Origin of the sequence: Aliiglaciecola sp. 3_MG-2023 (assembly GCF_030548205.1) — a bacterium.
Taxonomy (GTDB): Bacteria; Pseudomonadota; Gammaproteobacteria; order Enterobacterales; family Alteromonadaceae; genus Aliiglaciecola.
Genome location: NZ_JAUORV010000015.1, coordinates 20,109 through 43,872, shown reverse-complemented (window position 1 = coordinate 43,872; position 23,764 = coordinate 20,109). Strand labels below are relative to the sequence as shown.

Sequence of the window (23,764 nt, the reverse complement as noted above, 5' to 3'; positions counted from 1 at the left end):
TATTTACTGTGACGTGAATTCTCGAATTTGTTTGCGCAGAGTGTCACGCAACTCTTCAAGATCTTTATTTAACCACATTTCTTGAGGAACTTGTTGCCATAATCGTTCTAATTTTTCTAAATGACGGTGAAAACTATAATACTCCAGCGCCGCAATCAACAATTGAGGTTTCAATATCTCATCGGATTGCAGAATATCAAAGCTTACTTCATTACCAGATAAAGTCGCTATACGAACTTTCCATTTCATTGCATCTTTGTGGTCTGCACTCGTCACAACTAGCCTAGCAGATTCAAACGCTTGCTGATTGCCAGTGTCATGATGAAGTCGAGCTAACCAGTATTGCCGTTCATAGAAAGCATTTTGCCACTGCCCCATTAAATCACCATTGGTAGCTCCAAGCTTTCTGTAGCTTTGAGCAAATAAGCTACTAGCCTTGTCATTGTTACCCATTAACATGGCCATTTGGGCCAGAGCGGCATCACTAAATGCATCTAGATATTGCCATTGAATATCCGCATTTTCAGTGGCCATTCCTTTAGCACAGGCAACCTTAAGATCATTTAGCACTGCATCAGCTTGTTTATATTGGCCAACTAACATATTTTCATTTGCCAATTTCCACATGGAATATGCTGTAGCCATTGCATTGGCAGGAGAGCGTTCTTTTTTGTAAATCAATGCTCTTAGTCTTTGCTCGCCCTTATTCATCTCAAGGGATTCAGCAATTTTTAATTCTGAATAATACTTATTGGCTAACCAAGTATAAGCGCTGGCCGCTTCTAATAAATCGTTCACATGGGCTGCTGCTCTGCCTTTTTCAGTAAATTTTACAGCTTCAAAAAAGCTTTGGCTGGCACTTTCAAGTTGTCCCCGCTGGGCGGCAATTTTGGCTAAATTTGAATATGCTCGGGAAAGCTCTATTTTGGCAATGGGACTATCAGGCTGCAATTCAACCAGATCATAAGCATTGGCTTGATAAAACTGAAAATATTGCTCGGCTTTTTGAACATCGCCTGCCCGCAAATGTGTCATCGCAATCCAATAGTTAGCATGAGCCAATTCCAATACATAGGTAAACCCGTTTGGGTGAATCTCAACAAGCTCAGTATCCAATTCGAGGGTTTTGTTAAACGCGTCTAGGGCACCGGAGAACTGCCTGTTCTCTAAATAAACTTTCCCAAGTTGGAAAAAGGTTTGGCTGCGACTCAACTTGGCGGCTGTAGAGTCATCTTTGGGCGCAACTGTGCTTAAATATTCCAATGAACGTTTCGAACTTTCCTGAATTAAATCTAACCTCCCAATGGTTTCTAATTTAGTACTTTCATCAATTAGAAATTCTATTAATTCATGGCTTTCATTCAACTTAGCCTCAGCAATTTTTTGATTTACTTTTGCGTCATAAGCATGGTTCACCATAAAACCAAAGATCATCAACAGCACTATGGCCAGGCCAAATCCAACACGATATTTGAGACTTGCACGCTTAATGGAAGCATGGATCATGGCTCTTAACGTAGGGCTTATGGATCCACCTTGTTTAAGAATAGACTCTCCTTCATCCAATGATTTACCCGGTGAAAGCAAATAAGCAGAAGGGCGCGTAGCGCTTTTCCACTCAGAAGCCTGGCCTTCTAATTTGTTTTTAAGCTCGACCTTTTTTTGATGATTGTCTAAGGTTTCATTGAGTCGAGGCCAGTTGGCGAATAGACAATCGTGCACCAAGCTTACATAAAGATTTCCATCAATTCCTTTTTCACTTTTCATAATGCCGATAGCTTCAAATGCATCCACTAGCTCTTTGCCATTATGACTTTTATATAAGTCGTCAGCTACAACCCACACTCTCTCGTAATGGCCTTTAAAGCTTAACACTGCCAGGCGACTTACAATACGATGGAAGTGACGCTTATTAGCACGATCCAAGCTTTCATAGGTTTGCTCGGTCATTTTAGCAATAGCCCGTTCTAAACCGCCTAAATTCCGGTAAGTTGAATAATTAATCAGACCATTTTGCGAACGATTTTGATGAAGATGAAACAACACAAATTGTAATAAGGGTAAACTATCGGGAAACTCAAATGCACGCTGGGCAATATATTCATCTAAACTAACTTGCTCACCGTTTTCCTGCTCAAATTTCAAATGTTTAGCAGGTTCTGGAAACACCATTTTCTTGAGTTGATTTAATGTGGGAGGCAACACATCAAGCTGCCCACCATTTTGTTTTAATCGCAGCAATGCCGGGTAATCTGACAACGTGTGGTAAAAATCACTGCGTAATGTCGCCACAACTAAAATGCCACAGTGGACCACCAGACCTGCTAAAATATCAGTGAAATATCGACGCTCTGTGTAACCTAAGGAGTCGGTTAAAAATAGCCGTTCGAGTTGAAGAATACCAATTGCGAGCTTTTTATCCGCAGGCCAAGATTCCATTTTTTGCTTCATCAACTGCAAGAACTTATCTGGCTGCTGTTTGCTCATTTTAACCAAGGTATTAATATCTTCATTGGCCACAATTACTTGCTCAGAACTTTCTGACAAGGCCGAAATAAGAGACTTAAAGGGATCGATACTCAGGTTACATGGGGTGATAATCGTAGAACGAAATTCGACCTTACCATCCGCTAATTGCAGCTCGTCTAATTTAGGAAAAATACCGGCTTGTAAGAGGCTAGATTTACCCGCTCCGCTTTTACCTAAAAGCAACAAAAATGGTTGGGATGATAGCGCTTTGTGTTGAAGCTTTGACAGTGCCTGTTGAGTTGCATCTTCTCTGCCTTGAAAATAATCAGCTTGATCACTACTAAAGGCATTTAATCCAACAAAGGGGTTCTCATTGTTACGGTGATTTGATTCCAAAATCGACATCCTAATCTAGCAAAATTTTTGCAGCTTCATACTGGCGTGTAGGCTTAACTGCTATTCACTTTATGGCTGTGCCTAAAGTTCCCTGTTTCCATCAAAAGTTAACATAGCGACATAAACTGCCAGTCTAATAATAGATAAAACCGATGCCTACCATATTGAACTACAAAGTTAGCATTTATTGTATGTTTTATCATCAAATAATTATTAAACTAACTTGCTGATAAAAAGTGAATTTTACCTGCAGATTAAATGTACCCTGAGTGTTGATTAGCTTACGATTAGAGACATCCGAACAATGATTATACCAATCTTGTATCAGCAGAAACTATTCTCCAGGTTTTACCAGAATGCTGTTAAATTTTAATTTAATGTAAATGTATTTAGTCAGAAGTACAATTTAAAATTGTCCTGTTCAGAATGAATAAAAAACCTTATCAATCATATTTAATAAATTTTTTTAACCCTGTTACTCGATCTGATTCGTTCAGTTCTTATACCCAATAGTTAACAGGAAACATTATGCAAAATGTCATGCCATATACAGCGAATTACTCGCACCTTAAAATAGCTGGTTTTATTTGTTCTGCTGCCATTATTACCTTCAGCTTATTTGTGATAATGCAAAAATTAACCGCACAAAATGCCAATTACGTCCCAGCGCCAACGGCTGGCGTTTTTGTTGATCCCATATTTAACACCCAAGACAGCCAGTCTATAGAAAAGACCAAAATAAAACCCATTGAACCTCCTAAGTTGATGCCAAAAACAATTCAACCAAAGGAAATATTTGAGCCTAATGACAGCAACCTAACCGCAGGCTTTAAAATTGAGGTCCCCGCTCAGGAAATCACTCAAGACAATCAATTTTTAACGATTCAAGATGCTGAAACCACGCCTATGGTGCGAATTTCTCCGAAATATCCTGCCAGTGCAGCAAGAGAAGGCGTTGAGGGCTGGGTTAAATTACAATTTAGTATTGATGCCACCGGGGCAGTTCAAAATATTCAAATTATTGACGCACATCCCAAACGGACCTTCGACCGTGAAGCACGAAAAGCGTTAAAAAATTGGAAATACAGACCGCAAATAGTGGATGGTAAACCCACTGAGCAGACAGGCTTAGAAGTTGTGTTAGACTTTAAATTAGAAAGCTAACTTTTTTCACTGACGGAAAGGATGTTGCGTGAGCATAACTTTAGCGATTAAAACATTGTTTTCAATTAGTCATTCAAATGAGTGGCTAATAACACGCTTTGCCCAAAGCGGCGATAAAAAACTGTTTGAACAACTTTATGATAACTGTGGCAACGACCTTTACCATTTTTTAGTCACCCAGTCAGACGCTCATTTAGCAAAGGACATCAGCCAACGAACCTGGTTAAAGGTTTTTGAAAAACCTCACTTATATAAGGAATCTGGGCGATTCAGTGCGTGGCTATTCACGGTCGCAAGGAACATGTTAGTAGATGAATTTAGGCATACAAATCGCTGGGAACACCTCCCAGAAAAACCACTAAATCAACTAAAAACGGCCTTTGAATTTTCTGACCCCATTGAAACCATTTTTGATAAAACCTTAATCTCTCTGCCTTTTGAACAGCGAGAAAGCTTTTGCTTACAGCAAGAAGGATTTGGTTTACAGGAAATAGCCGATATAACCGGCTGTGGTGTAGAGACAGTAAAAAGTCGAATTCGATATGCGAAGAATTCCCTTCGCACCCAATTAGAGAAATACCATGACTAAGCCCCATGAACACGATCAAGGGTCGTCAAAACAAGCAGAGCACTTTGAGACTCGGATATCTGACCTATATCAGCATCGAAAATCTAAGGTTCAAGCAACGGCAAGCATGAAACGTCAGTTGATGCAAAGCACCGAATCAAAATCGAAACTCTATGGTTGGTTCTCCAATTTTCAACACCTGACTTTTGCAACAGCTACAATTTTATTGTTAGGCTTAGTTGCATGGCAATCTTACGAATTACGCCAATCACCGGACACCTTGCGTTATACGTCGGTAGAAATACACAACATCGATGAACAATCGTCACAGGATTACCGTCAAATTAGCCAACGTTACCAGCAACATTATCAAGATTACCTACAACAAAAGGCGCTGCTGGCCAGCCATCATCAAAAATCTGCCATACTCACCCAATTTGAAAATGGCTGGGAATTGAGAACTTGTGATCAAGAACTGGTGAAGATATCGAAACAATTAATCGACACATTACAACAAATGAATCTTATCAACGGTAATTTCAAAACCGGTGATAGCGTTGAAATTGCGTTTAATGTCTCAGGCTTGATAGTCGGTATTCATGCCAACAAAACCTTGTTGAAATGTTAAGTACAATGTCATCCGCACCAATTCAACTTGTCGGTACAGTGATAAAAGGACACCAAGTAGCATCCGGAAGGGGCGTTGATACTCCCTATCCTGCCGGCACGATTGAAATGCAGAAACCTTTTTTTAGACGCTTAGGTTTAGATCTTAGCCTATGCTTTAACGGCACCTTAAATGTACGACTCCCCATCACTGAATTCCGCATTCTTCGTCCTACTTTTTGCTTCGAAAAGGTGCTTTGGGCAACAGGGTTTAATTCAGAAACCTTTTCTTTTGTTGCATGCCAAATTGAATTTCAGACTCAACGGTATGATGCTTGGGTTTACTACCCTCATCCCGAGACAAAAACTCAGCATTTCCAACAGACTAATCTAATTGAAATTTTGGCCCCTTATGTCAACAACCTTGCCTATGGCGCACAAATAACCTTGCACGTTCCCCAAGGGAGCATTGACTTTATCCCCGAGTAAAAGCTGATTAATAAACTGTTGTTAACTGCTAATTTTACCATTGTGTAAGTTTTGCGGAGTAAACTGAAAAACCACATTTTCGTCAACGGCATTGTGTTTATTTAGATTATTTTTGTAGTCGATAATTGATAACAAATGGCGAATAACGTTTATTCTGGCTTGTTTTTTATCATCGGCACTTACCACATGCCAAGGCGTAGTGTCGCTATGACTGCGATTTAGCATTTCATTTCGCGCTTGGCTGTATTCATTCCATTTGGCGATGGCGACTTCGTCGATTGGACTAATTTTCCATTGTTTTAATGGGTTTGTACGTCTATCTTCTAAACGGGCAATTTGCTCTTGTTTCGATATATCCAAATAGTATTTCACTATATGAATGCCAGACTCAATAAGCATGCGTTCAAACTGAATTACCATTTGCATAAAATGTTGATACTCAGCTTCGCTGCAAAATCCCATTACTCGTTCAACTCCCGCGCGGTTGTACCAACTTCGATTCATCAATACCATTTCTTGGGCACTGGGTAGGTGACTGACGTAACGTTGGAAGTACCATGAATTGGCTTCGCGATCTGAGGGTTTCCCTAAGGCAACCACTCGCGTATCTCGGGGACTTAAATGCTCAGTGATGCGTTTGATAATTCCATCTTTGCCTGCTGAATCTCTGCCTTCAAAAATCACCAACAGTCGCAAATTATTATGAATAATGTGGTTTTGGAGTTTGACTAATTGAATCTGCAGGTCACGCAAAATACTTTTATACTCTTTTTGCGTCATCGATGATGTATTCATTGTATTTTCCGCCTTTTAATCTCGATTACCATAGTTATAGCCTTTTACGCGGCTAAATTAAACTAAATAGGATGAAGTCTATTTCATTAATTTAAGACTTAAAACATGAATAGATACTCACTTAGATAGCCCTCACCATGTTTGACCTGCCCCCTATAGTTAATGTTATATTTGGTTTTAATCATAAGGAAGAGTTAACAAGAATAGGGAAGTAAAATGAAATTTAAAAAGTGCTTAGTGTGCTGGTTGTTTGTTGGCCTCACATTATTAAGTGGTTGCGCCTCAACACCCTACGCCATTATAGATGGTACCCGCAGCAAAGCTTCTGATTTAGACAACTATGACGTTACCATTGTCTCTATTGATGGAAAAATGGAAGTTGGAAAACAGGTAGAAAATATTGAGCCCGGCTTCCACTATATTAATTTGGCTACCACCAAAAAAGTCAGAAGCAAAGTGACAGAATTTCGTATGTTCCCTTTGGATGCAAAGGAGTGTATGAGATATGTAGTAACGGCACAGCATGACAATAGCCTAGATGATGAATGGGAAGTAAAGTTACTTAGAGAAGAGCCTATTTTATCTTGCACGCCGAGTGAAAAATCGGAAAAAGAAGACGTTCTACCCGCTTATTTAGCCCCCAACTTAGCCACTATTTGTATTGAAATAGACGCGCTTGAAAACACCATTAGCCCGGTTGATTTATACCCGTCAATTAAGCAGTGTATTTTGCAAGGAAAAGAAGACGTAGCAATCTATAATTACGTGTTAGCCAGTGCGTATGGTATTTATGATTCAAAAAGAGTGGTTGATCAAACATCTCACCAAGCTATCAATATTATTCAGAAACATTCAATTTGGTCACTCACCGCCCTAGAGCAAGATAGCTTTCAACAAAAATTAACCGCATTCATTGATTCACCTGAGTCAATGCAACTCGCCTGCAATTTTATCCAAAAAGTTGGGAAGCCCGAATACACCCCAGATTATATGATAGAACACGGAGTTAAAAAGCTCACAGATGAAAATCCAGACGGACTGGTGAATGGTTTTGCAGAACAATCAACCTGGTCTTCAGTATTATTAAATCAACTCAAATGTAAAGGTTAACCTGAAGCACAAACTGGCCCCCTGTCAGTTTTGAGCCCGAGGAAAAACAAGGTTAGCGATTATTAATTGCAGATTAAGTCGAATCAAGGCGCATTTCGCTGCGATGGATTGGCTTTGAAATCCTTCACCATTTTATGGGGGTCCACCGCACTTTGGTGTTTTGTGGCAGCTTCTGCCCACCAAATTAATTGGTTGAAAGTACGGGCAAAATAATTAAACCACGAGGATTGCTGTTCATGCTCGAGGGGCGAACCATCGGCTGCAAATACCTCTTGGGCTTTGGGCACATGGATCATTGCCGAGACAGGCAAACAACCAAGCTCAGAAAGAAAGGTTCGCATACCTACAGCAGCCCGCATTCCCCCCCATTGCCCTGCTGAGTATGTCACTATGGCACTGGGTTTATAAGAAAATAAAGAACTACCAAAGTGATTAAGCAAATTAGCTAATGCCGGACTCATAGAATGATTATATTCAGGGCTAACCATGATATAACCATTACAAGATTGGATTTTATCAGCCAGTTCATTCAGCTTAGCAGGGGCTTTACTTCTCGGGTAAGCAAACTGGGGTTTGAAAACCGCTTCCAAGGGATAGTCCAGCGCATCCACTAATTCGAAATCGTGCTCTGGGTAGCGACTGTTTAAACATTCAATACAGGCTCTCGTTACTCGTTCACCAAGACGAGCAGGCTTAGGAGGTGTACTATCGCGAACTGTACCTAAAAAAACCAAAAATTTCATACACTCTTTCCAAACACTAAAATGGAAGCCTTTATTTTAGGCTTACTGATTTGCTATTGGAGATCATTCATCGCTATACACAATCTCGCACTCAATACTTGTGCTGCAGGATATTGAGTTACGAATTAGGCACTTTTCATCTGATTTAATCAGCAACCTTTCTGCATTATCTTTATTTTCAGTAGCTGGAATTACCAATTTAATTTTTGAAATCACTTTAGTGAATTGTATAGTTCCATCAACTTTGTCCAATTCGCCCTGAGATGAACACTCAATGGTATGCCATTGCAACTTGCCAACTCTGGCGATGGCTCTAAATGACAAAACAAAGCAATTCGCAATTGACGCCATAAAAAGATCTTCCGGCGACCATTTATCTCCCGGCCCACCAAACAATGAAGGCGGTGCAACGGGTATATCGGCTAGGTTTTCACATTTAGCTGTTAAGCTGCCAGACGCATTGCCTTGCGCAACTACGGTGTAATTATGTGGAAGATCTTGCATGTGTATAGTCTCCAAATTATTTGAAATAGTTATCATCAGCCAGCAAATGGTTCGCAAATTAGTTGTAAATTGCGAACCTTACTTAGTCGCGATTACCTGTATAACGGCCCCTCTGCCGGTATGATATTTTCCTTCGATCACGTCTCGTTCAATCTCTTCTAAGTGGTTAAAGTTCAATCCATCAAGATCTGTGAGTATGGATTCTTTGCATGTCATGGAATCGATAGATTTGCCGCCGCCAGTTCCATGCTTCAATTGCTCAGGCGTATAGGCCTCTAACATAAATACACCACCGGCTTTTAGTCCATTTACGGCCTTTTTGTATACACGACTTCGCAATTCAGGCGGTAAAGGGCAGAAAATAGAAAGAACCCCATCCCATACTCCCTCATGGATATTAAATTCGGCCAAGTCAGCGTGAATAAGTTCAATTTCCACACCATTCTCTTTAGCCAACAGCTCGGCTTTTTCCAACCCCACAGCAGAGGCATCTACCGCCGTCACAGCATACCCTTGTTTTGCTAGAAACACGGCATTTCGTCCTTCACCTTCAGCAAGACTCAATACCTTGCCTTTGGGTATGACCGAGAAATGCTCGGCTAAGAAGCTATTCGGTTGTTTGCCATAAGCATAATCTTTGTCCGCGTATCTTTCATCCCACATTTAGCACCTCATTGATTCATATCAAACTGATAGCAATAAAATCCCTAACAGCATGCTGACGAAGCAGCTTGATTCACGTCGTAGAGAGTCTTATAGAAAAAACACTCATTTATTTAGTCTTTAATTATCTACTTTCACATCGTCAACATCAGGTGGATCGCCAGATTCTTCATTTCGTTTTATTTGTTCACGCTTTTGTTTATCTAAACTTTCTGTTGCCGAAGGTGGGATAGGAAATAAAGAAATAAGTGGGAATACGGCTAAAAAAACAAAGGCCCCCTTGGAGTTAGATTTTGCCCACATTATTAGTTTGCTTAAGGCAATGATAAGTATTGGAAATAACAGTAGCGCGAACAGCCCAATAATTTCTTTGCGATAGCTCCCTAGCTCACTAAGTAACTCCATTTAGCAATCTTCATTTCTAATCCAGATAAAGTATAGATGGGACTAAGTCAGTAAAATTAAAGGGGTTATTCTTTGGTTTTTTGATATTCCCAGGACACTATGGCAGCGCACAAACCACTTGAAATTAAACAAAGCACACCAACTACAAAGCTAGCACCACTCATGGCCCAAACCACACCACGGTAACCAGGCGTTTTCATGGAAACAATCAGACCACTGGGATCACCTGCAAAGGTTTGTGGACCCGCAAAAATACTAAAAACAAGTAGACCAACGGAAGCAATCAACGCGAGGTTGCCAATAAAGCCGAGCAAACGAACCGTCAGTAATAATGAGGTCAAGTTTTTTGTTGTGAGTTGAGAGTAAGGATAAAATTTCATAAAAGTCCTTTTTAGTAAGTCTAGAAACGTGACGAGTCTAAGCCTCATAAATTAGCTTAGATCACTATTTGTCAATGTCAAAAAAAGCCCTTTGGTCAGCTTAAGATAAACCCTAAACTTTTGTTTACTGAGAAAATATTTTCAATAAATTTCTTTGTTCTGGTACTAAAAGATCGCTTAAATAATAACTCCGCAAACTAGTAACAAAGGCTTGAGTGGCTTCGGCAAATACGTTTTTTAATTTGCAGGCGGGAGAGATACAACACGGAGGCTTATTGCACTCGACAACCTGCATAGAGTTTTCTAACAGCAGAACTATTTCACCAATATTAATTTGCTCTGGAGGCAGATTTAAAAATACACCGCCACCTTTTCCTCTTTGGGTTTGGATAATCTTTGCTTTACCCAGCTGATGCACAATTTTATTTAGGTTATTTCGAGAAATATCATAGGTTCGACTAATTTCGTCAATACTTGCTTTGCGTCCAGCAGGTAGCAAAGCTAAATAAATAAGTGTACGTAATCCATAATCTGTATATCGAGTTAGTTGCATGTTTGCTTACCTAAAAACGGAGGAAAAATTGCTCACAATTGACACTACTATATAATACTTTTAATATGCACCTTATAAAAGATACATATTATAAGTACCTTAAAGGGTTTACGACTAACATGAATATTTCTGAGCCAAAAACTGAACACGCCATACCAGCCATTTGGAGGCAAGCATTCAGACCTTTATTTTTGATGGGCAGTATTTTTGCTATTTTGAGTATGGCAACCTGGGCACTGTGGTTAACTGGAAAGGTTTCATTTTCCCCATACGGTGGCATGTATTTTTGGCATGGTCATGAAATGCTATTTGGCTTTGTCTCGGCCATCATAGTCGGTTTTTTGCTAACTGCAGTGCAAAATTGGACTGGGTTACGGGCAACTCATGGAAGTTCATTAATCGTACTGTTCTCATTGTGGTTAGCTGGTCGCTTATTGATTGTTTTTAACCCGTTATCCATTCAGTGGTTGACCGCTATTATTGACGCAAGCTTTTTACTATTAGCTGCCGTTTTTATGGGAAAATTAGTCCTCAAAGTAAAACAATATCGAAACCTGATATTTGTTCCTATACTCGCACTGTTGGTGATGGGGAACCTTCTTACTCATTGGTCGGTACTGGCTCAGCAGCCTGAATATTATAGGTGGGGAACCTACACTACGGTAATGACAATCACCCTTATCATTAGCATCATTGCGGGGCGCATTTTTCCCATGTTCACAGCCAATGGTACTAATACCAAAAAGGTTGCCAATCTAGAATGGCTGGAAAAAGTCGTGATTGGATTAACATTAATCTTAGCTTTGTTATTTCTAACCAACTTATCCAGTTATTTACCCAAAATGGTTATGGCAGTTACATTTGGACTTGCAGCTGTGTGCCATACTATTCGAGCATTACGCTGGCGTCCTCAGGTAACCTTCGGCACTCCTTTGGTTTGGTCATTACATTTAGCCTACTGGTTTGTACCCGCTAGTTTAGCTTTGTTTGCTATGCATTTTGCCGGTGGCAATATTTCCCCATCAACCGCACTCCACGGTTTAACTGCAGGTGCCATAAGTTCACTCATCTTGGCAATGATCGCAAGAATATCCTTGGGCCATACAGGCCGGCCGCTGCAGCCCAGGAGAACTATGACATTTGCATTTATGATGATTATATTGGCGGGGATCAGCCGCGTGAGTGTTGAATACTTGCAAGAGTTCACCAGCGCTAATTTATATGTAGTCGCCGCAATTTTATGGGTATTTGCCTATTTGCTATATGTTCTAGGCTACTGGAAGATTTTGACCAGCCCAAGACCTGATGGTCGCCTCGGTTAATCTTTAAATGAGTTTAATTAAAAGCCAAAACCTTGTTGGATTTGGCTTTCAGGTTCCGTTTCTTGGATCAGTTCCGCTCCTTGATTGCTGGCTTTATTGACTTTGCTTGAAACCGGGTAGTAACGGTAGTCATCAGCATAGGGCAGCCACGCAATTTCCTCACTTTGCTGTTGCTCTGCCACAAACCATTGCGTCGCAAGCTTCTCATCAAACATCAGTGGCATAGCGTGATGAAGGGGCTTTAGTTCACCTTCTGAAGGACGGGTTATGATAGTAAACGAACCAGGGGCATCTATTCGTGGGGATTCATATAAACCACCGAATAGAATTGGATTACCATCTTTACGACACACAAAGTAGGCTTGTTTGTGTCCATTTTCTTGGCGCCATTCGTAATAGCCCAATGCAGGTACAATACAGCGTTGACCGGTCTCCCAAGCATGTCGAAATGAAGGCTTTTCACTCAAGGTTTTAAGACGGGCATTGAAGGTAGAAAATTCAGTATTGGCAGTTTTCACCCAACTAGGTAATAAGCCCCAGCGAAATACTTCACATCCATCAGGTGTAATTATTGGCGCCATTTGAGTAGGCGCTATGTTAAAACCCAATTCAGCCTGAGCAGGCCAGTCAGATAAAATATCTGCCCAGCCATGCATGGCTCCAATATGATTCGCGTACCTACCGCACATTAATTATTCGCACCTTTAATGGTTTGTAAATGCAGTATGGCAAAAGAAACTCAGGATTAACAGCATGCTCAAAAACACATAATAAGGTGCCCAGCCAACCTGTTTTAAAACACTAGATGTTGTTGTAATAATAAGTCACCTTGAGTGTCTTTGAGACTCAAGCTGACCTTAATTTCATTTTTTGTATCATTTGCGTTAGGCCACTGAATATCAATTTGTCCAAAGTTTGCATCAATGAATGCTTCGCCTTGTCGGTGCTCATTAGGACTGATTTGGTGCCAGCTTTCCGTTAAACCTGAAGAAGTCAGCTCCCATATGGATTGCCCTTTTGCGGTTTTATCTGCTGATAACTCCCCCCAATGTGTATCACCGCTAATCGCAAACAAGTTATGAATATTCAACTCATCAAATAAGGCTAGCATGCGTTCACGCTCTTGGGGAAAGTTAGCCCAGCTTTCCCAGCCAGTAAATTCAGAGATGAACTGGATACTAGACACCAAAATACGTAAATCAGCTGGCTGTTTTAATTGTTCTTCTAACCACTGCCACTGAGCCTCACCTAAGATCATGCCCTTACCAGAAGGATCAGGCTCGTAAGGACCTAAATTATTAGGCGATTTAATTTTTTCATATTGAGTTTTCGATACTGCATGAAGTGCACTGCGATTCCAGCGCAAATCCAATAATATCACTTGTACTTGCTGTCCTGGCGGCCCGTATATATAGGCTGTATAAGCGCCGTCTTTGCGCCTGCGTCTTTGGCTGTCAGCAGGCTCTTTAAAATAATCCAACATAAGTTGTTTGGAGGCTTCCTTTTGAGGATACTTAACTCCACCATCGTTTACGCCAAAATCATGGTCATCCCAGATCCCTATCACTGGTGTGGTTTCACGCAATTGTTTAAAGCCTGAGACATTAGCTTGTTTTTGGTATTTTTCCGCCAACACTTGCATATCTTCTGTATCACCGTAAATATTGTCGCCCAACAGCATAAACAGATCTGGTTGTTGTTGATTAATTGATGCCCAAATAGGTTGTGGTTTATCTTGATGCACACAAGAACCAAATAAGATCTTGGTCATTGGTATAGTCGTTGCTTGCTGGGCGAAGACAAAACCATGAGAGTTCAATAGTAAAATGAAGCAAACAGTATAAATATAGATTTTCATTGCGGGTTTACCTCAATAGCTTTACCAATGTCATCATTAAATTGTTCAGGCTTAATATTCAACAAACTAAGGGCAGTAGCGGCAACTTGGTCCAAACTAAATGTTTGTGTATTTTTTTGCTCTCCTAATGGTTGATCCTTTGCCAACATTTGCTTTACGTCAGGCCCCATAGCCGCGAACCAAATTTCGTTTGAACCCACTATGCCATCTTTGAACTCAGAGCCTGCATTAATATAACCTTTTACCGCTTCAGGGCTGCCATGGTGTGGCCAGCTTTTCAATGTTTTTCCCCGTCCGTGATCAGTGGTAATGATGAGGTTAGTTTTTCCTGCGTATTCGGGCATACTTTGTAGCTTTTGCCATAAACCAGCAATTAAGTTGTCAGCACGATGCAGTGCATCGGCATATTGCCAATAACTGCCATTGTGTGCAAAATCATCAGTTTCACCTAATGCCAAATACAATACTTTGGGTTTAAATTGACTAACATATTCCTCAGCGAATCCCACTGTAAAAGCATCTAAGCGTACGTTATGCCAAGGGCTCGGGATGTTTTGTTGCAAATGATTAAGCCACTCGGTTCTTTCTGACAGGTTTTGCCATTGCGCCGATTCAAAACCGGCATTGATTGGCAAGCCACTTCGTTGCCGATTAATGATGGCCGGAAATACATCCCAACTACCAAATACAGCAACCTTTTGTTGATACATTGCCTGTTGATTCAGCCATTCCAAAAACGTCACATTTTTGTTGTTATTAGCAGCATTATCTCGAATCCTTGAGTCCGCTTTACCGGTTAAAAGCTCGTTATATCCAGGGTATGAAAACCACATGGAATTGCTAACCGTCATGGCAGAATCGATATCTCGATTGCCCAGCAGTAGTCCATTGTTTGCAATTGTTGACCAAAGGAACGGCATCAGCTTCGCTCTTTTTTCATTTGCAGAAGAGCCGCCAAACTGGTCAAGTTGGCGCTGTTTAATAGCAGGATTAATATGTTGGCTGTACAGCTTGGGGTCATAACCTCGATACACATCTTGCCAGCGAACCCCATCAAGAGATATTAGAATAAGGTTTTCAGCACTACGGGCCAACGAACTTGCCATTAAAGTAGATAAGCATAAAATCATCAACAGGGGGCGTTGCATGTAATTTCTCCATAAAAAAAGGGCTGCAAACGCAGCCCAAAGACACAGGGTCACACATAAAGCAGTTTTAAATTAGAATTTCACCATAGCGTTAAACGCAGCGGTGCGCGGAGCTCCAATCCAGGCCGATTGACCAGAAATACCACCTAAATAGCTCTCATCGAACATATTGTTTACGGTAAGGCGAAGCTCAATAGAATCCACACTTTCGCCCAGATCATCTATTATTACACCAGCATAAAAATCAGAAACTAAATAAGCATCAGCAACTTGCGTATTCGCCGCGTCGATAAAACGCTCATCGACCCATTTTGTAGATAATCCTGCGATGTAATTATTTCTATTCCAATCTACAGAAATAACCGCCATGTGTTCAGCTGAACCAAATACCGTATTGCCAACAGGGTAATCAATTGAACCATCGGTATATTCAGAATCATTTTTAGTAAATGAACCGTAAACACTCAAGTTATCATGCACTTGAATATTGATACTTGCCTCAATACCGCTTGAATCGATGCCCCCCACGTTTACATAACCGCCATTGGTACCGATTAAGAAATCGATCCCTTCTGGTGAATCAGGTGCAATAAAAGTTAGTCTGTTTTCGAACTTAATCGAATAATAAGTCAAACTAGCGGTCACAATGTCGCCAGTATATCGAACACCTAAATCAAGATTTTCTGCGGTTTCAGGAGAGATATCTCCTAACTGAGACGAATCACGTTCTAGCACTGTATCTTTAATCGCTGCAAAGTTTTCTGCATAACCCGCAAACACTTCTAACCCGTCAAGACCGGTTTGAACCACTAAGCCACCGCTCAACAATACATCTGAGTCTGATGAAATACTTACGTTTTCGGTCTCGCCAAAGTTGTCGCTACGTTCTAAATCAACATAAAATTGTTTTACACCAAAACGTGCGGTGAACATGTCACCCTCAAGTATATTTTCCAAATACATCATGGTTGTTTCAACGGGGAAAGAACGGTCATATTGCACCCAGTAAGGCGTATTGTCGTATTCGTAACCGGTTCTTGAGTCGATTACTTTATGCCAGTCCCGAGACTCGTTGCGATCATAATCTTCATACCAAATTCCGCCACGAAGGTTATTTTGCATATCATTTATTTGTGCAATCCAAGAAAAATCAGCATTAAAGCCAATACGCTCTTTTTCATAATGAGTATGGCGATAAGAACTAACAGGCAATGCACCAGATGCGTAACATGCAGGATCATATTCAGCGCCAGCTCCACCATACGGGAAAGTGATTGAACTCACACATCCATCAGTGGGTGATAAAGCAACACCGCTGGCATCCACAAAAAAGATTTGCGATAGTGCACTGCCACCTTCTACAGTATTACCAGAAACCAACTCAGAATGTGGCTGACTGGTACCATCAGCTTCCACATCAACAACGTATTGTGGGATCCAATCACCACGACCTTCATTGTAGTGGTAGTAGGCATTTGCATTGACAACCACAGAACCAAACTCATGTTCTAATTCAATATAAGCAAAGCGATTTTCCCGTAGTGTTGACCATCCTTTACGATACAGTTGATCAACATAAGGAATACCTGTCCATTCAGACGTTAAGCGATCCCAATCAGGATTTTGTACGAATTGATCCAAACTTACCCTTTGGTAGTTGTCTTCATGGGCATCATCCCAAGAAAAATATGCGGTTAAATCGGTGTCGCCATAACTGCTGATGATTTTTGCGGCAATGTGGTCGCGGGTATTTTCCGCAGATTGATTAACCCAATCGGTATTGCTGGAACTTGAAACACTAAACCATGCATAAGTGTCTTTAGCAATTTCGCCAGTTTCATATCCCACAAACATTTTTTGCGCATCGAAATCACCTAAAGTAGTGCTAAAAATCATTTGCTCTTCGGCACCGGGATCAATAGTGACGAAATTTAAAGTGCCGCCTAATGCTTCATTAGAGCGAGATGCAATATCAGATGTACCTTGAGATACTTCAACAGTAGAAAGATTTTCAGTATCGATATAGCGGTTCGCTTTAGCACCACCACCATAGTTGGAATTACCGTTGGCAATGCCGTCAACCGTAATACCTATTTGTTGTTCATCTTGGCTTAACTGAAAACCACGAATGGAAACAGTGGTTGACCAATCATCTGTTCCAAAAGTATCACCTTCATTAATTAACACACCAGGTAAATTATCGATAACAGATAAAACACTGGTAAGCGAGCTTTGCTGTAATAACATCGTCTCAGAAGTTTGGTTATTAGCATAAGAAACACTTTTTCCGATAACACTGATTTCTTCTATTTCAGCTTCTTCTTGGACGTTTTCTTGGGCAAAGGAATGTTGGGCATATAAGGCTGCAGCCACGAGCATTCCAAGGCTCGAATATTGAAATGGTAATAGTTTATTGTTGCGCACCATGATTCCCTTTTTGTGTTTAATTTTCGGGCGCTAGAGTGCTAGGAACTCATGACAGTAGGGTTTAATTTCAATGACATTTTGAATAAGGTTTTACTACAAAAAAATGAAAGGAACACTAATTTAACAATAAAAAACAGTAACTTAATAAAATTTCATCAGGTAATTTTCAGCTCTTATTCACAACTATAAGTATTCAAATGTTGCGTCTTTATACACAAAGCAGCACATTAGGAATGTCGATTAAATGCTTGGAGAATTTTATGCTTAAGTTATATGGATTTGCCGTTAGTAATTATTTCAATATGGTAAAAATGGCGGCGGCTCTGAAACAAATTGATTGCGAGGATGTGATCACCTACCCTAATCAAACACCTGAGTATTTGGCCATTTCTCCCACAGGTAAAGTCCCAGCACTGGAGACCAATGAAGGTGTGTTAGTTGAAACCAATGTGATTCTGGAATATTTAGATGAAAACTACCCGGGCATTGCGTTGTATCCCAAAGAACCTTTCCAAAAAGCCAGAGTTAAAGAGCTGGTTAAAATGATTGAACTCTATATGGAGTTGCCCGCCAGACGCTGTCATGCCGAAGCATTTTGGGGCGTTCCAGGTGAAGATATCACTAAAAAAGAAGTTAAACGCGCATTGCTAAATGGTATCCAGGCTATTTCAAGAGCAGCGTCTTTTTCTCCGTATATTGGCGGTGAGCAAATTAGCGCAGCTGATATCGTATTTCTATATTCTGCTGATCTTGCTGCTAAAGTCGCGGCCAAGTTATTTGCGATTGATTTGTTAGCGGAAGCACCTGGTGCTAAAGAATTACTTGCCAAATTAAATGAGATGCCCGAAGCTAAAGTTATTGCTCAAGCACGTGCTGAGGCTACGCCTGCATTTAACGCTTATTTGCAAAAAGCGTTTCAAAAGTAGCCCATATTCACTTTAACCTTTGTTACCCAACCTGGAGTACTTATGAAAAAAACACGGATTGTTGTTGCCCTAGCAGCCGTTGTAGTAATAGCTTACGTAGGCGTTCGAACTTTTGTCCCCAGTGTAATAGAAGGACAAATGAATCAGGTTCAACGAGGACAAAGCAATAATGTCGATGAAACTACCTTAGCGTTCCACAATTCGCTGATTGTGGGTGATTGGCACGCCGATACGCTTCTTTGGGACAGGGATATTGCTGAGCAAGCTGAATTAGGTCATGTTGACATTCCACGGTTGCAAAAAGGCAATGTTGCACTGCAAATGTTCACCACTGTGACCAAATCTCCCGAGGGGCTCAATTACGAAGAAAATGCCACGGATGCGCCTGACAGCATTACTAAATTATCCCTAGTGCAGGGCTGGCCAATGGCGACATGGACGAGTTTAACAGCTAGAGCAATTCATCAGGCAGATAAACTTAACCAACTAGCCCAGCAACATCCTGACGATTTGATGATTGTTACCTCACAGTCTTCTTTGGCAGACTTTTTAACGAAGCGTGAAAGTACCCCCAAATTAGTAGCCGGCTTACTCGGCACTGAAGGTTCTCACGCGTTAGATGGCAAGCTCGAAAACATTCAGGTGTTGTACGATAAAGGCTTTAGAATGATGAGCTTACAGCACTTTTTTGATAATAAACTGGGCGGTTCACTGCATGGCACCAGTCAAACCGGACTGTCCGAATTTGGCCGTCAAGCGGTGGAAAAGATGCAAGCACTGGATATTATTGTCGATGTTTCACATTCATCAGAGCAAACGGTTAAAGATGTCTTGGCGATCAGTCAAGCTCCTTTGGTCATCAGTCACACAGGGTTTAACGGGCATTGCCAGTCGAAGCGCAATATAGATGACAGCTTGATGCAACAAATTGCAGATAAAGGTGGCCTAATAGCAGTGGGATATTGGGATGGGGCTATATGTAAAATTACGCCGAATGATGTGGCCGACTCGATTATTTATGGCTTAAAATTGGTGGGAGAAGATCATATTTCCCTAGGCTCTGACTTTGATGGTGGCGTGACCACCAGCTTTGATAGCAGTGAATTAAGTGTTATCACCCGCGCTCTGCTACAAAAAAATGTTTCCAAACAAAGCATTGCTAAAGTAATGGGCGGTAATATGCTGAAATTCTTACAAAAGCAGTTACCTGCAAACTAAATTTTAAGTTCTTTTTTATCACTTCAAAACAAAAACGTGACTTTTGTCACTTGTTTAGGTCAGCAAACTCGATAAAGTTTGCTGACTATTTTGTTTTTGTAGGAAGTAAAAATGGATCACTCCCCTCCCATACTCATAGCGAAAGATTTAACAAAGTCATACGGTAAAGTGGCAGCCATAAAAGGCGTCAACATCAACCTTCAAGGTGCAGGCGTATTTGCCATTCTTGGGCAAAACGGGGCAGGTAAAACCTCACTGATAAAATGTGCTCTGGGGTTAGAAAAAATGTCTTCCGGTAGTTTACAGATAATGGGATACCAGCCAGGTAGCCTGCAGGCAAAACGCCAAATTGGGGTGATACTTCAGGACTCTGATTTACCCGATTTACTGACTGTACGTGAACAAATCACCTTATTTGCCAGTTACTATCCCAAGCCATTTTCCGTCAATCAAACCATTGAGATGTGCGAACTTCAAGCTTTCGCAGATAAACGCTATAAAAATCTATCCGGAGGCCAAAAAAGGCGAGCTCAATTTGCTTTAGCCATAGTCGGCAATCCACAACTTATCTTTTTAGACGAGCCCACAACAGGTTTGGATATTGAAGCCAGACGGAATCTCTGGGCTATTATCCGACAATTTGCCAACCAAGGTAAAACCATAGTCCTAACCACTCATTATCTAGAGGAAGCTGAGAATTTGGCCGATCGGATAATGATTATGAACTCAGGTGTAATTGTCGCTGATGCTTCACCTAATGATATTAAGAAGCAAACCACGGGCTCAGTTATCCGCTGCGAAACCCAAATTTCAAAAGATGTATTGCAAAACATAGCAGGCGTAAGTTCAGTAATGAATACTGGAAGGTATACGGAAATACGCAGCGACAATGTCAATCAGTCACTTAGTGAAATGTTGCAGCTCGATCCGCTACTGTCGGATCTCACTGTGGCTCAACCTAAATTAGAAGATGTTTTTAGCACCTTAAGTCAAGGAGAGCAGTCATGAACAGAATTTGGCAATCATTCGTGTTAGAAACTGGCGCTGAACTATTAAAAGCTTTCCGAGCACCTGAATTTATATTTCCCACATTGGGCATGCCGGTGGCATTTTACTCGCTATTTGCCATCTTGCTGCCGGGAAGCAGTAACAACTCAGCTCACTTACTCGCCACCTACGGTGTGTTTGCGGTAATGGGACCTGCGATATTTGGCTTTGGAATAAGCGTTGCTAACGAGCGTGATAAAGGCTGGTTAGATTTGAAATTAGCAGCGCCTAGTCAAGGGTTTAGCTATATTGGAGCTAAAGTTTTCAGCACCCTTCTCTTCTCAAGTATATCACTAATTATCATATACTTAGTTGCAGGTTTTGGGGCAGGTGTTGAGTTACCCCAAAGCACTTGGGCGATGATGTTAGTTTCACATGTACTAGCGACCTTTCCATTTATATTGATTGGCCTAATTATTGGCTTTAGTTGCTCAGGAAACGCTGCAATCGCCATTTCCAATGTCATCTTTTTGGCTTTAGCTGCCCTCGGCGGCCTGTGGATACCAATGATGTTATTTCCACAAAGCATGCAAACATTTGCGCATTTTTTACCGACTTTCCATCTAAGTGAAATTGCCCTGTTTATTTTAGGGGCCAGTGGAGAAAGAGACATAGCTTATCATCTAATGATTGTCGGTCTTATGAGTATTATTTTGTTGTTATTGACCACCCTAGCCTGGTCAAAGCAACGTAGTCGTTAATGTATTAAAGGGAAGCAGTACCATGATTAAATATATATTTAGTATTGTTAGTGCAGTAGTTATCATAATGTTGATTACGCTGGTTTTTATATTACCCACTAATAGAGACAGCGCCAATGCTGACAGTGAAAATCAACAAGCAGATAATACATCGGCTTTGACCAATACGCTGTTATTCAAAAATATTAGATTATTTGATGGCACAGAGTTCATCGAAAACACCAATGTCTTAGTTAAAGAGGGGCTGATTGCAGACATATCAAAATCAATTGATATCCAGCATCTTGGCGATATTCGTGTGATAGAAGGACAAAACCTGACCGTATTACCCGGCATAATCGATGCCCATACCCATTCTTATGGTAATGCTCTCCAAGATGCGTTGCGTTTTGGTGTCACCACCCATTTAGATATGTTTACCAATGAAATGGGCTTATTAGAAAGTGTTCAGCAACGACAGAATTTACAACAGACCGATAAAACCGATTTATTTAGCTCTGGTACTCTGGCTACGGTTGATGGAGGCCATGGTACACAATATGGCTTCGCCATTGATACAATTCAGAATATAGACGGGGTTGCGGCTTGGGTGACAAGGCGTAAACAAGCGGGCGCTGACTATATCAAACTCGTGTATATGCCTAATCAGCAATACATGCCTAGTTTAGACAAAGCAACCGCCCTGGAAGTGATAAAACAAGGTCATTTACAAGGGCTAAAAGTATTGGCGCATATTTCCAGTTTTAGCGCAGCTAAAGATCTAATTGAGGGTGATATTGACGGGTTAGTGCATATTTTTGCTGACCAAGTGGTCACTAGCGACCTGTTGGCAATGGCCGCTGAAAAAGGTGTTTTTATTATTCCAACGTTAGGGGTCATTGCATCGGTGAATCAGCAAAATCGCAATAGCGAATTATTAGCCGATGAACGCATATCTGGCGCACTTTCGGCTGCGCAAAAGGAGACCTTACAAGTTAGTTTTAGTCATGCCGCCAGTGGCTTCGATTTCGCCATTGCCAAACAAAATGTCAGTTTATTCCATCAAGCTGGTGTAACAATACTAGCAGGTTCAGATGCGCCTAATCCGGGTACCGCATACGGAGTAAGTGCATACCATGAGATCATCTTACTGACTGAATCCGGATTAACTAATGCGGAAGCGTTGGCGGCAGCTACAGGCACTACCGCCACACAGTTTAGCCTCGAAGATCGCGGTGTAATTGCAGTAGGTAAACGGGCTGATATGGTAGTCATTGAAGGGGATCCTAGTCTCGATATCGATACTATTTTCAATCTGAAACATGTATTGAAAAATGGCTATCAAGTACAACAAGATTTGCCTCAAAGCCAGCAAGGGGTTGCCATTGAAAATCCAATGTTAGGAGATTTCGAAACTCAAGACAGTTTGCAACCAAACGAAGGGTTTAACTGGACTCAAACTCATGATGGTTATGCCAATGGCAACTCCACAGCAACAATCACACGAGTAGGCAATATAGGGGTTGATGGTAGCGCCGCCTTGCGAGTTGTCTCGACTGTCGAAGCTGGTTTTCCATATCCCTGGGCGGGAGCAGCAATTGGTGATTTTTCACCTCCCATTAGTGCTGCAGATATAGCCGCATACACCCATATTACATTTGATGTAAAAGGCTCTAAGGGAAACTATCGAGTTATGTCGTTTTCGGCCACCTCTGCCAATATTCCGCCTTCTCAGAACTTTGATGTGAGTTCCCAATGGCAGCACATTCGCTTGCCGTTATCAGGCTTTAAAGGTTTGGACCATACTCAAGTATCCGGCTTTGCATTTGTAGCTGGCCCTACCCTTGGAGAATACGAATTTGTGTTAGATAATGTGAGCTTAGAATAGAAGTTGAAATATTCAATAGAAGGCTTGTTGCGCCTTCTATTGTTGTTCATCTTGTTGCAGCAATGTATCTAGCTCCTTTGTTTGTTTATTCGCTGTTTCAATTAGCTGTTGTTCCGCCAATCGCTGCTTTTCAGCCGCTATTGCCATTAACTCTCCTTCCGATTGCTGCATTTCCAACTCAGCACTCTCTTCGAGAGCTGACTGTACTAGATCATTTGCAACCTGCGAGTCTTTCAGTAGTTTTTGCTCAGCTTCTAGCTCCAATGCTTGATCCTGTCTTTGTTGCTCCTCGAGCAACTCTTCTGGGCTTTTTTCCTTGTTTAACTCTGTGGGGGCAGGATTACATGCCGTTATGCTGACAAGTGACAAGATAAAGAGCATATTTATACGCATGTCTAGTTCCTA

General features: G+C 41.1%; 24 protein-coding genes. 11 read left to right on the top strand and 13 right to left on the bottom strand.

The window, feature by feature from the left end; all coding sequences use genetic code 11:
• Nucleotides 1-3 precede the first annotated feature (3 nt).
• A complete protein-coding gene (locus Q4574_RS16210) occupies nucleotides 4-2,865 on the bottom strand; it encodes a hypothetical protein (RefSeq protein WP_303475357.1) in 2,862 nt (953 codons plus the stop codon).
• 528 nt (nucleotides 2,866-3,393) lie between these two features.
• Here Q4574_RS16210 and Q4574_RS16205 point away from each other — a divergent pair.
• From Q4574_RS16205 to Q4574_RS16190, 4 genes are read left to right on the top strand one after another with little or no spacing between them, the layout of a single operon-like run.
• Nucleotides 3,394-4,029: an energy transducer TonB gene (locus Q4574_RS16205; RefSeq protein ID WP_303475356.1), complete on the top strand. Its 636-nt coding sequence runs from the start codon at nucleotides 3,394-3,396 to the stop codon at nucleotides 4,027-4,029.
• 28 nt (nucleotides 4,030-4,057) lie between these two features.
• On the top strand, nucleotides 4,058-4,618 hold the full coding sequence (locus Q4574_RS16200) for an RNA polymerase sigma factor (RefSeq protein WP_303475354.1): 561 nt from the start codon (nucleotides 4,058-4,060) through the stop codon (nucleotides 4,616-4,618).
• Nucleotides 4,611-5,225 carry a hypothetical protein gene (locus tag Q4574_RS16195; RefSeq protein ID WP_303475352.1) on the top strand — a complete coding sequence of 205 codons (615 nt, stop codon included), beginning with the start codon at nucleotides 4,611-4,613 and terminating at the stop codon, nucleotides 5,223-5,225. Before Q4574_RS16200 ends, Q4574_RS16195 begins: the two co-directional genes overlap by 8 nt.
• Before the next feature lie 5 nt (nucleotides 5,226-5,230).
• Nucleotides 5,231-5,692 (top strand): hypothetical protein, encoded by a 462-nt coding sequence (locus tag Q4574_RS16190; RefSeq protein ID WP_303475351.1) that lies wholly within the window; start codon nucleotides 5,231-5,233, stop codon nucleotides 5,690-5,692.
• Between the two features lie 21 nt (nucleotides 5,693-5,713).
• Here Q4574_RS16190 and ppk2 read toward each other — a convergent pair whose 3' ends face one another.
• The gene (gene ppk2, locus Q4574_RS16185; protein WP_303475349.1) at nucleotides 5,714-6,487 is read right to left on the bottom strand and encodes a polyphosphate kinase 2; all 774 of its coding nucleotides are present in this window, start codon (nucleotides 6,485-6,487) and stop codon (nucleotides 5,714-5,716) included.
• 216 nt (nucleotides 6,488-6,703) lie between these two features.
• On the opposite strand from ppk2, the gene Q4574_RS16180 reads away from it, so the two are divergent.
• A complete protein-coding gene (locus tag Q4574_RS16180; protein WP_303475347.1) occupies nucleotides 6,704-7,597 on the top strand; it encodes a hypothetical protein in 894 nt (297 codons plus the stop codon).
• An 83-nt stretch (nucleotides 7,598-7,680) separates the two neighbouring features.
• On the opposite strand, the gene Q4574_RS16175 is transcribed toward Q4574_RS16180, so the two are convergent.
• The 6 genes from Q4574_RS16175 to Q4574_RS16150 form a co-directional block, all read right to left on the bottom strand.
• Nucleotides 7,681-8,340 carry an NADPH-dependent FMN reductase gene (locus Q4574_RS16175; protein WP_303475346.1) on the bottom strand — a complete coding sequence of 220 codons (660 nt, stop codon included), beginning with the start codon at nucleotides 8,338-8,340 and terminating at the stop codon, nucleotides 7,681-7,683.
• Nucleotides 8,341-8,403: 63 nt separating this feature from the next.
• Nucleotides 8,404-8,844, bottom strand: a complete 441-nt coding sequence (locus tag Q4574_RS16170) for an OsmC family protein (protein ID WP_303475345.1) — start codon at nucleotides 8,842-8,844, stop codon at nucleotides 8,404-8,406.
• Nucleotides 8,845-8,922: 78 nt separating this feature from the next.
• On the bottom strand, nucleotides 8,923-9,507 hold the full coding sequence (locus Q4574_RS16165; RefSeq protein ID WP_303475344.1) for a cyclopropane-fatty-acyl-phospholipid synthase family protein: 585 nt from the start codon (nucleotides 9,505-9,507) through the stop codon (nucleotides 8,923-8,925).
• Nucleotides 9,508-9,627: 120 nt separating this feature from the next.
• Nucleotides 9,628-9,912, bottom strand: a complete 285-nt coding sequence (locus Q4574_RS16160; RefSeq protein WP_303475343.1) for a hypothetical protein — start codon at nucleotides 9,910-9,912, stop codon at nucleotides 9,628-9,630.
• Between the two features lie 65 nt (nucleotides 9,913-9,977).
• Nucleotides 9,978-10,292 (bottom strand): hypothetical protein, encoded by a 315-nt coding sequence (locus Q4574_RS16155; protein WP_303475342.1) that lies wholly within the window; start codon nucleotides 10,290-10,292, stop codon nucleotides 9,978-9,980.
• Nucleotides 10,293-10,416: 124 nt separating this feature from the next.
• Entirely contained in the window at nucleotides 10,417-10,845 is a 429-nt protein-coding gene (locus Q4574_RS16150; protein ID WP_303475340.1) for an Rrf2 family transcriptional regulator, read from the bottom strand.
• Between the two features lie 119 nt (nucleotides 10,846-10,964).
• Here Q4574_RS16150 and Q4574_RS16145 point away from each other — a divergent pair, with 119 nt between their 5' ends.
• Nucleotides 10,965-12,167, top strand: coding sequence for an NnrS family protein (locus Q4574_RS16145; RefSeq protein WP_303475339.1), 1,203 nt, complete (start codon nucleotides 10,965-10,967; stop codon nucleotides 12,165-12,167).
• Nucleotides 12,168-12,184: 17 nt separating this feature from the next.
• On the opposite strand, the gene Q4574_RS16140 is transcribed toward Q4574_RS16145, so the two are convergent.
• From Q4574_RS16140 to Q4574_RS16125, 4 genes are all read right to left on the bottom strand, one after another.
• Nucleotides 12,185-12,856, bottom strand: a complete 672-nt coding sequence (locus Q4574_RS16140; protein ID WP_303475337.1) for an SOS response-associated peptidase — start codon at nucleotides 12,854-12,856, stop codon at nucleotides 12,185-12,187.
• A 104-nt stretch (nucleotides 12,857-12,960) separates the two neighbouring features.
• Complete coding sequence (locus tag Q4574_RS16135; protein ID WP_303475336.1) at nucleotides 12,961-14,025, bottom strand: alkaline phosphatase D family protein; 1,065 nt, start codon at nucleotides 14,023-14,025, stop codon at nucleotides 12,961-12,963.
• Nucleotides 14,022-15,173: an alkaline phosphatase family protein gene (locus Q4574_RS16130; RefSeq protein ID WP_303475335.1), complete on the bottom strand. Its 1,152-nt coding sequence runs from the start codon at nucleotides 15,171-15,173 to the stop codon at nucleotides 14,022-14,024. The genes Q4574_RS16135 and Q4574_RS16130 overlap by 4 nt, the downstream gene beginning before the upstream one ends.
• Before the next feature lie 72 nt (nucleotides 15,174-15,245).
• Nucleotides 15,246-17,552, bottom strand: coding sequence for a TonB-dependent receptor (locus Q4574_RS16125; RefSeq protein ID WP_303475524.1), 2,307 nt, complete (start codon nucleotides 17,550-17,552; stop codon nucleotides 15,246-15,248).
• 308 nt (nucleotides 17,553-17,860) lie between these two features.
• On the opposite strand from Q4574_RS16125, the gene Q4574_RS16120 reads away from it, so the two are divergent.
• The 5 genes from Q4574_RS16120 to Q4574_RS16100 all read left to right on the top strand — a co-directional run bounded on the left by Q4574_RS16120 (nucleotide 17,861) and on the right by Q4574_RS16100 (nucleotide 23,359).
• A complete protein-coding gene (locus Q4574_RS16120; protein ID WP_303475333.1) occupies nucleotides 17,861-18,526 on the top strand; it encodes a glutathione S-transferase family protein in 666 nt (221 codons plus the stop codon).
• Nucleotides 18,527-18,568: 42 nt separating this feature from the next.
• On the top strand, nucleotides 18,569-19,744 hold the full coding sequence (locus tag Q4574_RS16115) for a dipeptidase (protein ID WP_303475332.1): 1,176 nt from the start codon (nucleotides 18,569-18,571) through the stop codon (nucleotides 19,742-19,744).
• Nucleotides 19,745-19,855: 111 nt separating this feature from the next.
• Nucleotides 19,856-20,752: an ABC transporter ATP-binding protein gene (locus Q4574_RS16110; RefSeq protein WP_303475331.1), complete on the top strand. Its 897-nt coding sequence runs from the start codon at nucleotides 19,856-19,858 to the stop codon at nucleotides 20,750-20,752.
• Complete coding sequence (locus tag Q4574_RS16105) at nucleotides 20,749-21,492, top strand: ABC transporter permease (RefSeq protein WP_303475329.1); 744 nt, start codon at nucleotides 20,749-20,751, stop codon at nucleotides 21,490-21,492. Before Q4574_RS16110 ends, Q4574_RS16105 begins: the two co-directional genes overlap by 4 nt.
• 22 nt (nucleotides 21,493-21,514) lie before the next feature.
• A complete protein-coding gene (locus tag Q4574_RS16100; RefSeq protein ID WP_303475328.1) occupies nucleotides 21,515-23,359 on the top strand; it encodes an amidohydrolase family protein in 1,845 nt (614 codons plus the stop codon).
• 36 nt (nucleotides 23,360-23,395) lie between these two features.
• Here Q4574_RS16100 and Q4574_RS16095 read toward each other — a convergent pair whose 3' ends face one another.
• Nucleotides 23,396-23,752 (bottom strand): hypothetical protein, encoded by a 357-nt coding sequence (locus tag Q4574_RS16095; protein WP_303475326.1) that lies wholly within the window; start codon nucleotides 23,750-23,752, stop codon nucleotides 23,396-23,398.
• Nucleotides 23,753-23,764 lie beyond the last annotated feature (12 nt).